General features: G+C 60.7%; 12 protein-coding genes. 7 read left to right on the top strand and 5 right to left on the bottom strand.

The window, feature by feature from the left end; translation table 11 throughout:
- Positions 1–106: 106 nt before the first annotated feature.
- Positions 107–1,804 (bottom strand): AMP-binding protein, encoded by a 1,698-nt coding sequence (locus NK667_RS06385; RefSeq protein ID WP_054614097.1) that lies wholly within the window; start codon positions 1,802–1,804, stop codon positions 107–109.
- Between the two features lie 339 nt (positions 1,805–2,143).
- Here NK667_RS06385 and NK667_RS06380 point away from each other — a divergent pair, with 339 nt between their 5' ends.
- From NK667_RS06380 to NK667_RS06365, 4 genes are all read left to right on the top strand, one after another.
- On the top strand, positions 2,144–3,307 hold the full coding sequence (locus NK667_RS06380) for an isovaleryl-CoA dehydrogenase (RefSeq protein ID WP_054053755.1): 1,164 nt from the start codon (positions 2,144–2,146) through the stop codon (positions 3,305–3,307).
- A gap of 12 nt (positions 3,308–3,319) precedes the next feature.
- Entirely contained in the window at positions 3,320–4,927 is a 1,608-nt protein-coding gene (locus NK667_RS06375; protein WP_054614096.1) for a carboxyl transferase domain-containing protein, read from the top strand.
- Between the two features lie 105 nt (positions 4,928–5,032).
- The gene (locus tag NK667_RS06370) at positions 5,033–5,845 is read left to right on the top strand and encodes a gamma-carboxygeranoyl-CoA hydratase (RefSeq protein ID WP_054053760.1); all 813 of its coding nucleotides are present in this window, start codon (positions 5,033–5,035) and stop codon (positions 5,843–5,845) included.
- Positions 5,845–7,794, top strand: a complete 1,950-nt coding sequence (locus NK667_RS06365) for an acetyl/propionyl/methylcrotonyl-CoA carboxylase subunit alpha (RefSeq protein WP_054614095.1) — start codon at positions 5,845–5,847, stop codon at positions 7,792–7,794. Before NK667_RS06370 ends, NK667_RS06365 begins: the two co-directional genes overlap by 1 nt.
- Positions 7,795–7,833: 39 nt before the next feature.
- On the opposite strand, the gene NK667_RS06360 is transcribed toward NK667_RS06365, so the two are convergent.
- Positions 7,834–8,484 carry a LexA family protein gene (locus NK667_RS06360; RefSeq protein ID WP_054614094.1) on the bottom strand — a complete coding sequence of 217 codons (651 nt, stop codon included), beginning with the start codon at positions 8,482–8,484 and terminating at the stop codon, positions 7,834–7,836.
- Between the two features lie 130 nt (positions 8,485–8,614).
- Between NK667_RS06360 and NK667_RS06355 the strand changes: the two genes are divergently transcribed.
- A complete protein-coding gene (locus NK667_RS06355) occupies positions 8,615–8,956 on the top strand; it encodes a DUF6124 family protein (protein WP_054053765.1) in 342 nt (113 codons plus the stop codon).
- A 482-nt stretch (positions 8,957–9,438) separates the two neighbouring features.
- Positions 9,439–10,590 carry a M14 family metallopeptidase gene (locus tag NK667_RS06350; protein WP_054614093.1) on the top strand — a complete coding sequence of 384 codons (1,152 nt, stop codon included), beginning with the start codon at positions 9,439–9,441 and terminating at the stop codon, positions 10,588–10,590.
- Positions 10,591–10,627: 37 nt separating this feature from the next.
- Here the strand turns inward: NK667_RS06350 and NK667_RS06345 are convergent, their stop codons facing one another.
- Positions 10,628–11,074 (bottom strand): winged helix-turn-helix transcriptional regulator, encoded by a 447-nt coding sequence (locus NK667_RS06345; protein ID WP_054614092.1) that lies wholly within the window; start codon positions 11,072–11,074, stop codon positions 10,628–10,630.
- A 95-nt stretch (positions 11,075–11,169) separates the two neighbouring features.
- On the opposite strand from NK667_RS06345, the gene NK667_RS06340 reads away from it, so the two are divergent.
- Positions 11,170–12,369, top strand: a complete 1,200-nt coding sequence (locus NK667_RS06340) for an MFS transporter (RefSeq protein ID WP_054614091.1) — start codon at positions 11,170–11,172, stop codon at positions 12,367–12,369.
- A 157-nt stretch (positions 12,370–12,526) separates the two neighbouring features.
- On the opposite strand, the gene NK667_RS06335 is transcribed toward NK667_RS06340, so the two are convergent.
- Together NK667_RS06335 and NK667_RS06330 are read right to left on the bottom strand one after the other, a co-directional pair.
- Positions 12,527–13,072: a cytochrome b gene (locus tag NK667_RS06335; protein WP_054053772.1), complete on the bottom strand. Its 546-nt coding sequence runs from the start codon at positions 13,070–13,072 to the stop codon at positions 12,527–12,529.
- Entirely contained in the window at positions 13,069–14,154 is a 1,086-nt protein-coding gene (locus NK667_RS06330) for a catalase family peroxidase (RefSeq protein WP_054614090.1), read from the bottom strand. The genes NK667_RS06335 and NK667_RS06330 overlap by 4 nt, the downstream gene beginning before the upstream one ends.
- Between the last annotated feature and the right edge of the window lie 67 nt (positions 14,155–14,221).

Here is a 14,221-nt window from a genome sequence, read left to right as displayed (position 1 = left end):
TTGTGGGAGCGGGCTTGCTCGCGAAGGCGTCGGGTCAGTTGACATTACTTTAACTGACACACCGCTTTCGCGAGCAAGCCCGCTCCCACAGGGGGGGGGATTGGGGTTAGGCGTTGTTTTCGCGGAGCTCCTCGATGCTGATTTCACGCATGCGGAATTTCTGGATCTTGCCGGTCACGGTCATTGGAAACTCTTCCACGAACTTGAAGTAACGCGGTGTCTTGAAGTGCGCGATGCGCGACTTGCACCAGGTTTTCAGCTCATCTTCGGTTGCGCTATGGCCGGGGTGGAACTTGATCCAGGCGACGATCTCTTCGCCGTAGCGCGGGCAGGGAATGCCGATCACTTGCACATCCGCTACCGCCGGGTGTGTGAAAAAGAATTCTTCCAGCTCCCGTGGGTAAACATTCTCACCGCCACGGATGATCATGTCCTTGTTACGTCCGGCGATGCACACGTAGCCCTCGTCGTTCATGCTCGCCAGGTCACCAGTGTGCATCCATCCGGCCTGATCAATCGCTTCGGCGGTGCCTTGCGGGTTGTTCCAGTAGCCGAGCATCACGCTGTAGCCCCGGGTGCAGAGTTCGCCAATCGTGCCGCGTGGCACCAGGTTGCCGGCCTCGTCGATGATTTTGCTTTCCAGTTGCGGCTGGGTGCGACCGACGGTGGTGACGCGCAATTCCAGTTCGTCTGACGGACCGGTCTGTAAAGACACCGGACTTGTTTCCGTCATGCCGTAGGCAATCTGCACTTCGTTCATATGCATTTCGCTGATGACCCGGCGCATCACCTCAATCGGGCACGTCGCGCCGGCCATGATCCCGGTGCGCAGGGTCGACAGATCGAAGTCAGCGCGTTGCGGTTGATCGAGCATGGCGATGAACATGGTCGGCACGCCGTAGAGCGCGGTGGCTTTTTCTTCGGCGACGGTGGTCAGGGTCAGCAGCGGATCGAAGGCATCGTTGGGGTAAATCATCGTGCTGCCGTGGGTGATGCAGCCAAGGTTGCCCATGACCATGCCGAAGCAGTGATACAGCGGCACCGGGATCACCAACCGATCATCGGCGCTTAGGCCCAGGCTTTCGCCGACCATGTAACCGTTATTGAGAATGTTGTAGTGACTGAGGGTCGCGCCTTTCGGAAAACCGGTGGTGCCCGAGGTGTACTGGATGTTTACCGGTTGGTCGAAATGCAGGCTGTTTTGGCGTTCATTCAACTGTTCGACCGAGACGCTGTTGGCGAGATCGGCCAGTTGTGACCACGGCAGGAAACCCGAGGGCGGCTGCGCGTCGAGGCTGATCACACCGCGCAAATCCGGCAGGCGTTCGCTCTGCAGCTGGCCGATGGATTGCTCCGCCAACTCCGGCACCAGCCCTTGCAACATCGCGTGATAGTCAGAGGTCTTGAACGCCCCGGCGCAGACCAGCCATTGGCAGCCGGATTGCTTCAGCACGTATTCGAGTTCGGAGCTGCGGTAAGCCGGGTTGATGTTGACCAGGATCACGCCGATTTTTGCGCTGGCGAACTGGCTGATGCACCACTGCGCGCAGTTCGGCGCCCAGATGCCGAGGCGATCGCCGGTCTGTAAACCCAGCGCCAGCAGTGCTCGGGCGTGCAGGTCCACGGTGTCGGCGAGTTGCTGCCAAGTGTAGCGCAGCTGTTGATGACGCACGACCAGCGCTTCGCCGTCCGGGTACAGCGCGACCGTGTGATCGAACTGCTCGCCGATGGTCATCGCCAGCAAGGCTTTGTCCTGGGAACCGCGGGTGTAGCTGCGCTGCGGGTTTGCACTGGGTTGATCCATGACGACCCCTATTGTGTTTATTTATGGGTTGCCGACGTTCACCTGTGGGAGCGCCTGTGGCGAGGGGGCTTGCCCCCGTTTGAGTGCGTAGCACTCACAAGATCTCTGGTGTATCGGAAATCTTGGGGCTGCTTCGCAACCCAACGGGGGCACGCCCCCTCACCACAGTCGCGCCCACAGAGTTGGTCCGCTTTCAATCTTGAACTGGCTCTACTCTCGCTCAAGTTGACGTTAACGTAAAGGGTGATTGACAGCCATTCGTCACAGGCTTACGTTAACGTAAAGGTGAGAACCCGATCACGGCCCTCCCTACCCTACAAAAAAGCCAAAAGGTGACCCATGAGCTATCCATCCCTGAACTTTGCCCTCGGTGAAACCATCGACATGCTGCGCGATCAGGTTCAGTCCTTCGTCGCCAAGGAGATCGCTCCGCGCGCGGCCCAGATCGACATCGACAACCTGTTCCCCGCCGACCTGTGGCGCAAATTCGGTGACATGGGCCTGCTCGGCGTCACCGTGCCGGAAGAGTACGGCGGCGCTGGCCTGGGTTACCTGGCGCACGTGGTGATCATGGAAGAAATCAGCCGTGGCTCGGCCTCGGTGGCGTTGTCCTACGGCGCGCATTCCAACCTGTGCGTGAACCAGATCAACCGCAACGGTAATCACGAACAGAAAACCAAATACCTGCCCAAGCTGATCAGCGGCGAGCACATCGGCGCCCTGGCCATGAGCGAGCCGAATGCCGGTTCCGACGTGGTCTCGATGAAACTGCGCGCCGACAAACGCGGCGACAAATACGTGCTCAACGGCAGCAAGACCTGGATCACCAACGGCCCCGACGCCAACACCTACGTGATCTATGCCAAGACCGACCTGGAAAAAGGCCCGCATGGCATTACCGCGTTTATCGTCGAGCGCGATTCCAAAGGCTTCAGCCGCAGCAACAAATTCGACAAGCTCGGCATGCGCGGTTCCAACACCTGCGAGCTGTTCTTCGATGACGTCGAAGTGCCGGAAGAAAACATCCTCGGCGTACTCAATGGCGGCGTGAAAGTGCTGATGAGCGGCCTCGATTACGAGCGCGTCGTGCTGTCGGGCGGCCCGACCGGGATCATGCAGTCGTGCATGGACCTGATCGTTCCGTACATCCACGACCGCAAGCAATTCGGCCAGAGCATCGGCGAATTCCAGCTGATCCAGGGCAAAGTCGCCGACATGTACACCCAACTCAACGCCAGCCGCGCCTACCTCTACGCGGTGGCCCAGGCTTGCGAGCGCGGCGAAACCACGCGCAAGGACGCGGCGGGCGTGATCCTCTACAGCGCCGAACGCGCCACGCAAATGGCCCTCGACGCGATCCAGATTCTCGGCGGCAACGGCTATATCAACGAATTCCCGGCCGGACGTCTGCTGCGTGACGCCAAGTTGTACGAAATCGGCGCCGGCACCAGTGAGATTCGTCGCATGCTGATCGGTCGTGAACTGTTCAACGAAACCCGCTAAACGGAGCTGCCCATGGCTATCCTGCATACCCAGCTCAACCCCCGTTCGGCGGAGTTCGCTGCCAACAGCGCGGCGATGCTCGAACAGGTCGACGCCCTGCACACCCTGCTTGCCCAAGTGCAGCAAGGTGGCGGCCCGAAGGCGCAAGAACGCCACACATCGCGGGGCAAACTGCTGCCCCGTGAGCGGATCAATCGCCTGCTCGATCCGGGCTCGCCGTTCCTCGAAATCAGCCAACTCGCGGCTTACGCGGTGTATGGCGAAGACGTTCCGGCGGCCGGCGTGATTGCCGGGATCGGCCGGGTCGAAGGCGTCGAATGCATGATCGTCGCCAACGACGCCACGGTTAAAGGTGGCTCGTACTACCCGCTGACCGTGAAAAAACACCTGCGCGCCCAGACCATCGCCCAGCAAAACCGTTTGCCGTGCATCTATCTGGTGGACTCCGGCGGCGCCAATCTGCCGCGTCAGGATGAAGTGTTTCCGGACCGCGAGCACTTCGGGCGGATCTTCTTCAACCAGGCCAACATGAGTGCCATGGGCATTCCGCAGATTGCCGTGGTGATGGGCTCGTGCACCGCTGGCGGCGCCTATGTGCCGGCGATGGCCGACGAAGCGATCATGGTGCGCAACCAGGCGACGATTTTCCTCGCCGGCCCGCCGCTGGTGAAAGCCGCGACCGGTGAAGTGGTCAGCGCCGAAGATCTGGGCGGAGCCGATGTGCACTGCAAGATTTCCGGGGTCGCCGACCATTACGCCGAGAGCGATGAACACGCCCTCGCCCTCGCCCGACGCAGCGTGGCCAACCTCAACTGGCGCAAGCTCGGCGAGCTGCAACAACGCACGCCGATTGCTCCGCTGTACAGCAGCGACGAGTTGTACGGCGTGGTTTCAGCGGACGCCAAGCAGCCATTCGATGTGCGCGAAGTGATCTCGCGGCTGGTCGACGGGTCAGTGTTCGACGAATTCAAAGCGCTGTTCGGGACCACCCTGGTGTGCGGCTTTGCCCACTTGCACGGTTACCCGATCGCGATCCTCGCCAACAACGGCATCCTGTTCGCCGAAGCCGCGCAGAAAGGCGCGCACTTTATCGAACTGGCCTGCCAGCGCGGCATTCCGTTGCTGTTCCTGCAGAACATCACCGGTTTCATGGTCGGCCAGAAATACGAGGCCGGCGGCATCGCCAAGCACGGCGCCAAACTGGTGACCGCCGTAGCGTGCGCCAAGGTGCCGAAATTCACCGTGATCATCGGCGGCAGCTTCGGCGCCGGTAACTACGGCATGTGCGGGCGGGCTTACGATCCGCGTTTCCTGTGGATGTGGCCGAATGCGCGTATCGGCGTGATGGGTGCAGAACAGGCGGCCGGCGTACTGGTGCAGGTCAAGCGCGAGCAGGCCGAACGCAGCGGACACGCTTTCAGCGCCGAGCAGGAAGCCGAGATCAAGCAGCCGATTCTCGATCAGTACGAAGAGCAGGGTCACCCCTACTACTCCAGCGCACGACTGTGGGACGACGGCGTCATCGACCCGGCGCAGACCCGCGATGTACTGGCCTTGGCCTTGTCCGCGTCGCTGAACGCGCCAATCGAACCGAGCCGCTTCGGCGTGTTCCGGATGTGATTTGTTGGAGCGGGCTTGTGTGGCGAGGGGGCTTGCCCCCGTTCGATTGCGAAGCAATCGTCATCCCCGGCAATCCCCCCACAAGAGTTGTGGAGACGAACCATTATGAGCGACTTCAACACCCTCGAACTGCTGACCGACCCGCGAGGTTTCGCGACCCTGTGGCTCAGCCGTGAAGAAAAGAACAACGCGTTCAACGCCGAGATGATCCGCGAACTGATCCTCGCCCTGGACAAAGTCTCGGGCGACGCCAGCCTGCGGTTTTTGCTGGTACGCGGACGCGGTAAGCATTTCAGCGCCGGCGCCGACCTGGCCTGGATGCAGCAATCAGCCGAACTCGATTACCACACCAATCTCGACGATGCCCGGGAACTGGCGGAGTTGATGTACAACCTCGCCAAGCTGAAAATCCCGACCCTGGCCGTGGTGCAAGGCGCGGCGTTTGGCGGCGCGCTGGGCCTGATCAGCTGCTGCGACATGGCGATTGGCGCGGATGACGCGCAGTTCTGCCTGTCGGAAGTGCGTATCGGCCTGGCGCCTGCGGTAATCAGCCCGTTCGTGGTGCAAGCCATCGGCGAACGCGCAGCACGACGTTATGCGTTGACCGCCGAACGTTTCGGCGGGCAACGGGCGCGGGAAATCGGTTTGCTGTCGGAGAGTTACCCGGTAGCGGAGCTGGAGCAGAAAGTCGAGCAATGGATCGACAATCTGCTGCTCAACAGCCCGGCGGCCATGCGCGTCAGCAAGGACTTGCTGCGCGAAGTCGGCCACGGCGGACTGACCCCGGCCCTGCGCCGCTACACCGAAAACGCCATCGCGCGCATTCGTGTCAGCCCTGAAGGCCAGGAAGGCCTGCGCGCTTTTCTGCAAAAACGTCCGCCGAACTGGCAAGCCGAAACCACCAAGGAGCCGCGTTGATGAGCGCACCTGTCCTCACCACCCTGCTGGTGGCCAACCGTGGCGAGATTGCTTGCCGCGTGATGCGCACCGCCAAAGCCCTGGGCCTCACCACTGTCGCCGTGCACAGCGCCACCGACCGTGATGCCCGGCACAGCCGCGAAGCGGATATTCGCGTGGACCTCGGTGGCAGTAAAGCTGCCGACAGCTACCTGCAAATCGACAAACTGATCGCGGCGGCCAAGGCCAGCGGCGCCCAGGCGATTCATCCGGGTTATGGCTTTTTGTCCGAGAACGCCGGGTTCGCCCGCGCGATTGAAGACGCCGGTTTGATTTTCCTCGGCCCACCCGCCTCGGCCATCGATGCGATGGGCAGCAAATCCGCCGCCAAAGCCTTGATGGAAACCGCCGGCGTGCCGTTGGTGCCGGGCTATCACGGCGAGGCTCAGGACTTCGACACCTTCCGCGATGCCTGCGAACGCATCGGTTATCCGGTGCTGCTCAAGGCCACGGCCGGTGGCGGCGGTAAAGGCATGAAAGTGGTCGAGGACGTCAGCCAGTTGGCCGAAGCCCTGGCCTCGGCCCAGCGTGAAGCAAAATCGTCGTTCGGCGACTCGCGGATGCTGGTGGAGAAGTACCTGCTCAAGCCGCGTCACGTGGAAATCCAGGTGTTTGCCGATCAACACGGCAACTGCCTGTATCTGAATGAACGGGATTGCTCGATTCAGCGCCGGCACCAGAAAGTCGTCGAGGAAGCGCCGGCCCCGGGCCTGAGCGCGGAACTTCGCCGGGCCATGGGCGAAGCGGCCGTGCGGTCGGCCCAGGCCATCGGTTACGTCGGCGCGGGTACGGTGGAGTTTCTGCTGGATTCGCGCGGCGAGTTCTTCTTTATGGAGATGAACACCCGCCTGCAAGTCGAGCATCCGGTCACCGAAGCCATCACTGGTCTCGATCTGGTGGCCTGGCAGATTCGCGTGGCGCGGGGTGAAGCGTTGCCGATGACCCAGGCGGAAGTGCCGCTGATTGGCCATGCGATTGAAGTGCGTTTGTACGCCGAAGATCCGGGCAATGATTTCCTGCCGGCCACCGGGCGCCTGGAGTTGTATCGCGAATCCGCCCCGGGTCCGGGTCGTCGCGTGGACAGTGGCGTCGAAGAAGGCGATGAGATCTCGCCGTTCTACGACCCGATGCTCGGCAAGCTGATTGCCTGGGGCGAGGACCGTGAACAGGCGCGCCTGCGGTTGTTGAGCATGCTGGATGAGTTCGCCATCGGCGGGCTCAAGACCAACATCAACTTCCTGCGCCGGATCGTCGGCCATCCTGCCTTCGCGGCGGCGGAACTGGATACCGGGTTTATTCCCCGCTATCAGGAGCAACTGCTGCCAGCGCCTGCCGACCTCAGCGATGAGTTCTGGCAAGCGGCGGCCCAGGGGTTTGCCCAAAGCCAGCCGTCAGCGTTGCGTGCCGATGACACCAGTTCGCCGTGGGCTATCAACAGTGGTTTCCGCGCCGGGCTGCCTAGAGAGATCACCCTGCATTTGAGTTGCGAGGGCCAGGATCGCGCGTTGACCCTGGGCGATGTAACTACCGCGCAGCTCAAAGGTGAGCAACTGCTGACCGAACACGACGGGGTGCGTCGTCAGCATCGGGCCATTCGCCGTGGTGACTCTCTTTACTTGCAATGGGAAGGTGAACTGCACCGGGTCGAAACCTACGATCCGATCGCTGCGGTCGAATCCAGCCACAGCCATCAGGGCGGCCTGACCGCGCCTATGAACGGCAGCATTGTTCGCGTGTTGGTGGAGGCCGGGCAAACGGTCGAGGCCGGCGCGCAACTGGTGGTGCTGGAAGCGATGAAAATGGAGCACAGCATTCGTGCGCCCCATGCCGGTGTGATCAAGGCGTTGTATTGCCAGGAAGGCGAGATGGTCAGCGAAGGCAGTGCGTTGGTCGAGTTGGAAGAAGCGTGAAATGAAGATCGGTCCTACGCAATGCTAGGACCGATCTGATTAGAATTTGGCTGTTGCCTGAACCACCACGCCGATAATTCGGCACTCCTCGGTGAAAAGGGCTTTCGGATACGTCGGATTGAGCGGGACCAGGTAACGCTGCCCGCCCTCTTCGATCAGCCTGCGAAACGTCGCCTCGGAACTGTCCGGCCACTGGGCGATCACCAGTTTTCCCGGCTCCGGCACAATGGCCGGGTCCACCAGGATCATCATGCCCTCGGGGATGCTGATGCCGGTTGGCGCGGTCATCGCGTCGCCCACCACACTCAGCCAGAAGGCCGGGCCCTGAGAGTGGTAGTCGGTCAGCTCGAAGCGCTCCTCCTTGCGATACACCGTCAACTCGCCATCGCGCAGTTGCGCCGGCTCCTTCCAGTCACTGACCGGGTAGCGGAAGTACGGGTTGTACTTGAGCGCCAGGGGTATCTCTTCCTCTTCAAGGGCGAGCCGTTCGCGGATCACCAGCGCCACTTCGAGGAAGTCCATGCCCAGCGCCTTCAACACACGGTTCATGTTGACGACGCCAGGATCGCGGCGTTTGTTCAGCCAGTGGCCGACGCCGCCCTGGGACATCCCGAGGCGCTCTCCGAGTTCTATTTGAGTGATTTTGAGTTCACTCATTTTGGCCTTGACCAATTCAATCCATTTATCCATGTGCGGCACGATACGTGGGCGCCTCCGGCCAACAAAACACAAATTGTAGTATTAAAACTCTGGTCACAAATACAGTACGTACTAGGATGGGAATCACGGATCTGAATCTATCACGGAGTTTGCAATCATCATGACCATCCCCAGCCACGACACGGCCGACACCCAGTTCGACACCACCTTCACTTCGCCAAAAGGCACCGCTGCGGCGCAACGGGCGCTGGATTATTACTTGAAACCAGCTGTTTCAGAGGTGGAAGTCCAGGCACGCTTTTTCGACGTCAACCGCAACATCAGCAGTGAAGAAGCGTTGGTTCATGCGTCCGATCTGTTGCGTTGTGCCGCCGCCACCGCACAGGAATCGGCTGACAACCTGCAAGGCGCAAACCGGGCGCTGGCGTTTTCGGTGGTGCACATGATCGATATGGCGCAGGCGATGGTCGACCGATCCCTGGATGGCGATCAGCACGACTGAGGCGGATGAGTATTGCAGGAGGACAGGAAAGAATTTTCCAATCGCGCAGATAAAATCATTTGACTTGCAAACGAGAATGATTATTATTGCACGCAGCTGGTCGCGAGATCAGTCGATGGACCAGAGGACCTTAGGTCGGTCTCCTGGACTATCTCCTCATCAGGCTAATCACGGTTTTTGACCCGGCTTTTTGCCGGGTCTTTTTTTTGCCAGTTATTCTGGCTTTGGCTTCAGGCTAATGAAGACTGTAGGTGCTGCTAATTCGATGGCCGGCATGATATCAAAAGAATATCCGTTGGCAAGAGAAGCCCGGCAGCATTGGGCCAAACTAATCCAAAATAGCACTTGAGAATCAATCACACAGTCTCTAAGCTGCTTCGGCGTCAAGGAGGACGCCCCCCGCTACATCTGCAATTTTCCCCCGATTCATCCCCACCTTGCGTGTAAAGTAGCAGCCATAAAATCATAATCAGGAATCGACTATGACCGTGGCTAAATCCTCTTTCGACATCACTGCCAACTTCGACAGCGGCAACATTGAAGTACTGGACATCAGCAACCCTCTGCAAGCGCTTTTAGCAATCAAGCCAGACACGCGCAGCCAGCATTTCCAGTGGTTCCACTTCAAGGCCAGCGGTCTGCATGTCGGTCAAGAGCATTGGTTTCGCCTGAACAACGCCAGTAAATCCTCGTACAACAAAGCCTGGGATGGTTATCAGGCGGTGGCGTCCTACGACCACGTCAACTGGTTCCGCGTACCGACCATTTTCGAAGGCGACTGCCTGCGCTTCAGCCTCGAAGCTACGGCCACGCACGCCTGGTTTGCCTACTTCGAACCCTACAGCCGCGGTCGCCATGACTGGCTGATCGAACAGGCGCTGAGCAAGGCCGGCACTGAACTGCTGGCCACTGGCAAAAGCGCCGAAGGCCGGGATATCCAGTTGCTGCGCAAAGGCAGCGGCGCCGAAGGTCAGCGCAAGGTCTGGATCATCGCGCAACAGCATCCGGGCGAGCACATGGCCGAGTGGTTCATGGAAGGCGTGATCGAACGCCTGGAAAAGCATGACGATCCCGTACTGAAAAAACTCCTGGCCAGCGCCGACCTGTACCTGATACCGAACATGAACCCGGACGGCGCCTTCCACGGCCATCTGCGTACCAACGCCATGGGCCAGGACCTGAACCGCGCCTGGCAGAGCGCCAGCCAGGAGATCAGCCCGGAAGTCCTGTTTGCTCAGCAGCAGATGGAAAAGTACGGCGTCGACCTGTTCCTCGACGTACACGGTGACGAAGAAATCCCTTACGTGTTCACTGCCGGTTGTGAAGGCAACCCCGGTTATACGCCGCGGATCGAGAAGCTCGAAACCCACTTCCGCGATCACCTCAAGCATCTGACCAAAGACTTCCAGACCAAACACGGCTACACCCGTGACTTACCGGGCAAAGCCAACATGACCCTGGCCTGTAACAGCGTCGGTCAGAAGTTCGACTGCCTGTCGCTGACCCTGGAGATGCCGTTCAAAGATAACGACGACGCACCGAATGCGTTGACGGGTTGGTCGGGCAAACGCTCCAAGCAGTTGGGGAAAGATGTGCTGACGACTGTTGCGGAGATGATTGATACGTTGCGTTAATTGACTTCGTGGCTGCATGCCCGGCATGCAGCCACGTTCATTCCGCCGCCACCCGCACACAATCCTCCGGCCCCAGCAATCGCCCATCCTCGGCGCGCAATTCCAACGTGCGCACCGGTCGCCCCTGTTCACGATCCACCACCCGCGAATGCGCCTCCCCGGCCTCAAAGAAAAACGCCTCGCCCCACTGCCGCAAGCCGATGATCAACGGGAACAGGCCTTTGCCCTTTTCCGTCAGCACGTACTCCTGATACGCGCTGCCATCCGACGCCGGCACCAGATCAAAAATCCCATGGGCCACCAACGTGCGTAGGCGCGCCGAGAGGATGTTCTTGGCCATGCCCAAATTGCGCTGAAACTCACCGAATCGGCGGATGCCATCGAAGGCATCGCGCACGATCAGCAATGACCACCAATCACCAATGGCATCCAGTGACCGGGCGACCGGGCATTCGGCGCCTTGCATGCTTGTTCGTTTGACCATGCTCGTGCTCGCAGACTGCAAATGTGGTTGCAATATAAAACCAGCCTGCTTACCGTACAACTGGTTTTATTTTGAAACCACATCAGGAGCCTGGCATGAAGCCCAATCATTCGTTGAACAGCGGCGTGGTGCTGCTGTTCGCTGTTGCCTGCGGACTGGCCGTCGGTAACGTGTATTACGCCCAACCGCTGCTCGATGCCATGGCCGACGCGTTTGCCATGAACCCGGCGACCATCGGCATCGTCGTCACCCTGACTCAGGTCGGTTACGGCGTGGGCCTGTTATTGCTGGTGCCGCTGGGGGATCTGATCAACCGGCGGCGCCTGATCGTCACGCAAACGCTGTTGTCGGCAGTGGCGTTGCTGATGATCGCCTTCGCGCAAAACAGCGCCTGGCTGCTGATCGGCATGGCGTTGACCGGATTGTTGGCGGTGGTGACCCAGGTGTTGGTGGCGTACGCGGCGACCCTGGCGATTTCAGCCCAGCGCGGACGCGTGGTGGGCGTGGTCACCAGCGGCATCGTTGTCGGCATTTTGCTGGCGCGCACCGTGGCCGGCGGCATGGCGGACCTGGCCGGTTGGCGTTCGATTTATCTGTTGTCCGCAGGCTTGACCCTGTTGATGGCGTTGCTGTTGTTTCGTGTGCTGCCCAAACACGAAGCCCCGCAACCAACCCACACTTACGCCGCGCTGATCGGCTCGGTATTCAGCCTGTTCAAGGAAGAACCGGTGCTGCGCCAACGGGCGATCCTGGCCCTGCTGACCTTCGCCAGCGCCATGGTGTTGTGGACACCGATGGTGTTGCCCCTGAGCGCCCCGCCGCTGTCGTTGTCCCACACGCAAATCGGATTATTCGGACTGGCCGGCGCGGCTGGTGCACTGGCCGCCGCCCGCGCCGGGCATCTGGCCGATCGTGGTCTTGGCCAATGGACCAGCGGCCTGTCGCTGTTGCTGATGCTGGCTTCGTGGCTGCCGATCGCCCTCACTCAATCTTCGCTGTGGGCGTTGTTGCTTGGGGTGATCACGCTGGATTTGGGCCTGCAAGCCGTGCACGTCACCAGCCAGAGCATGATCTACAGCGTGCGGCCGGAAGCGCAAAGCAGACTGACTGCGGGGTACATGCTGTTTTATTCAATTGGCAGTGCGCTGGGGTCGATTGGTTCGACGGCGATGTATGCGTGGGGTGGGTGGATGGGCGTGTGCTTGTTGGGGGCAGGGATCAACGCCGTGGCGCTGATCTATTGGTGGCAAACCCTGCCCGCCAAAATCCAACCGCTGGAAACCTGTAGCAGCTGACGAGCACCGCGAGGCAGCGTTCGGCGGCGCAGCCGTCGTGAATCCTGCCGCCGCGGTATAACCTGAAACACCGCGGTGGCTGACTTTACGACGGCTTCGCCGCCGAACGCTGCCTCGCGGTGCTCGTCAGCTGCTACAGGGGATCATCGGGGGATGATTAATCGCGATCCTTGCCTCGCAACATGCTGTCCAGTACATCATCGCGACGCACCCAGCCATGAAACAACGCCGCCGCCAGGTGCAGCAGCACCGTCAGGAACAACAGATACGCCAGGTATCCATGCGCCTTGCGCAGTACCGCAAACACCTGCGCATTGGCCGGCACAATCGACGGCAACTGCAACGAACTGCTGAGCATTACCGGGTCGCCCGCCGCCGAAATCATTGCCCAACCGAGCAGCGGCAAAATCAGCATCAGCGCATACAGCAAGACATGCGACGCCTTGGCCGCCAACACCTGCCAACCCGGCAGGTCCGCCGGCAGCGGTGGTTGCTGTGTGGAGAAACGCACGGCCAGGCGCACGATCACCAACAGCAAAATCGCGATGCCCAAGGGTTTGTGCAGATGAATCAGCCACTCATGCCGCTCGGACACCGAGGCCACCATGCCCGCGCCGATAAACAGCATCGCGATGACCATCAGTGCCATCAGCCAGTGCAGCAGGCGCGCCAGCGGGACGAAATGCTTGGGTTGGGCGCTCATTGTTGAGCCTCCTGTTTGGCGGCGGGCAACTGATTGACTTCGCTGGTGCGACGCAGGTACGAACTGGCGTACCCGGCGGAACGCGCGGCGAGCAGCGGGTCATCGGAGCCTTCGATCCCGGCCGGCAACACCAGCGGATCGTAGTTGATGTCACGGCACTCGCCGTTCAGTTGTGGCTGGGTCGCTTCGAGCACCAAGGTCCCGGCATTCAAGACTTTGCGGTCCTCGGGCCAGGCCTTGCTCGCGTCGTTCACCGGATCACCCGGATTAGCCAGGATGATGTTCAACTGCCAACGCAACGGTCCTGTGGAAATCCGCTGCACCAAATCTTTTTCGAGGAAATCCGCGCCTTCAGGCGCCGTAGCACCCGCCGCGTCCTTGACCACCGGCACCATGCTCCAACGCACCGCTTGCTTCTGCCCGGATGCATTCACCAGGTAAAACGCGTTGACGCTGTTGTAGGTTTCCGTCACATAACTGGCCGACGGCTTGGCGGTTTTGATCCACGCCAGGAACGGCCCGGCTTCCGGATGCGAACCGAAGAACGCAGGGACCAGCGCCGGGTTCGGTTTGCCCGTGGCCGGATCTGGCGACTGCGCTTGTTGCAGCTGATAGAACGCCTCGGGCGTGCCCACCGGGAACACCGGCATGCTGTTCATCCCGGTGCGCCACTGTTGGCCGTTGGCCTGGGTGAAACGCAACGCCAGGCTGCGGATCGGCACGGCACTGTCCGGCGCGTAAGGGTTCCCGGCAGGTAGCGCGAAACGTCCGACTACCGGAGTCTTTGGCTCATTGAACACCTGGGCGGTGGAATAACTGCGCGCCTCGCCGCTGCTCTCGAAATGCCCGATCACGCACACGCCTTTGGAGTGGTTGCGTCGGAACCCCGGGTGCACGCCGTTGTTGGTTTCCAGCACATTGATCAGTTTTTTCGGCGTCAGGCGTTGTGGGTCAAAGGTGCCGTTGACGTAGGCAAAAGCCCCGGCCACTGCCGCAACGATCACGGCGATGCCGGCCAGACGCAACGTCAGGCTCGCGGCACTCAAGGGTGGCCGGGTGGGCGGTGATGAGCGATCTACCATGAAAGACTCCAGGGCCATCGGCCACAAGTGAGAAGAACCAAGCAGACGCACCCCGCGCCGGTTTATT

Source organism: Pseudomonas nunensis (assembly GCF_024296925.1).
In the GTDB taxonomy this organism is placed as follows: Bacteria; Pseudomonadota; Gammaproteobacteria; order Pseudomonadales; family Pseudomonadaceae; genus Aquipseudomonas; species Aquipseudomonas nunensis.
Note: the sequence above shows the minus strand (reverse complement) of the source record. Positions and strands in the feature narration are given on the sequence as shown.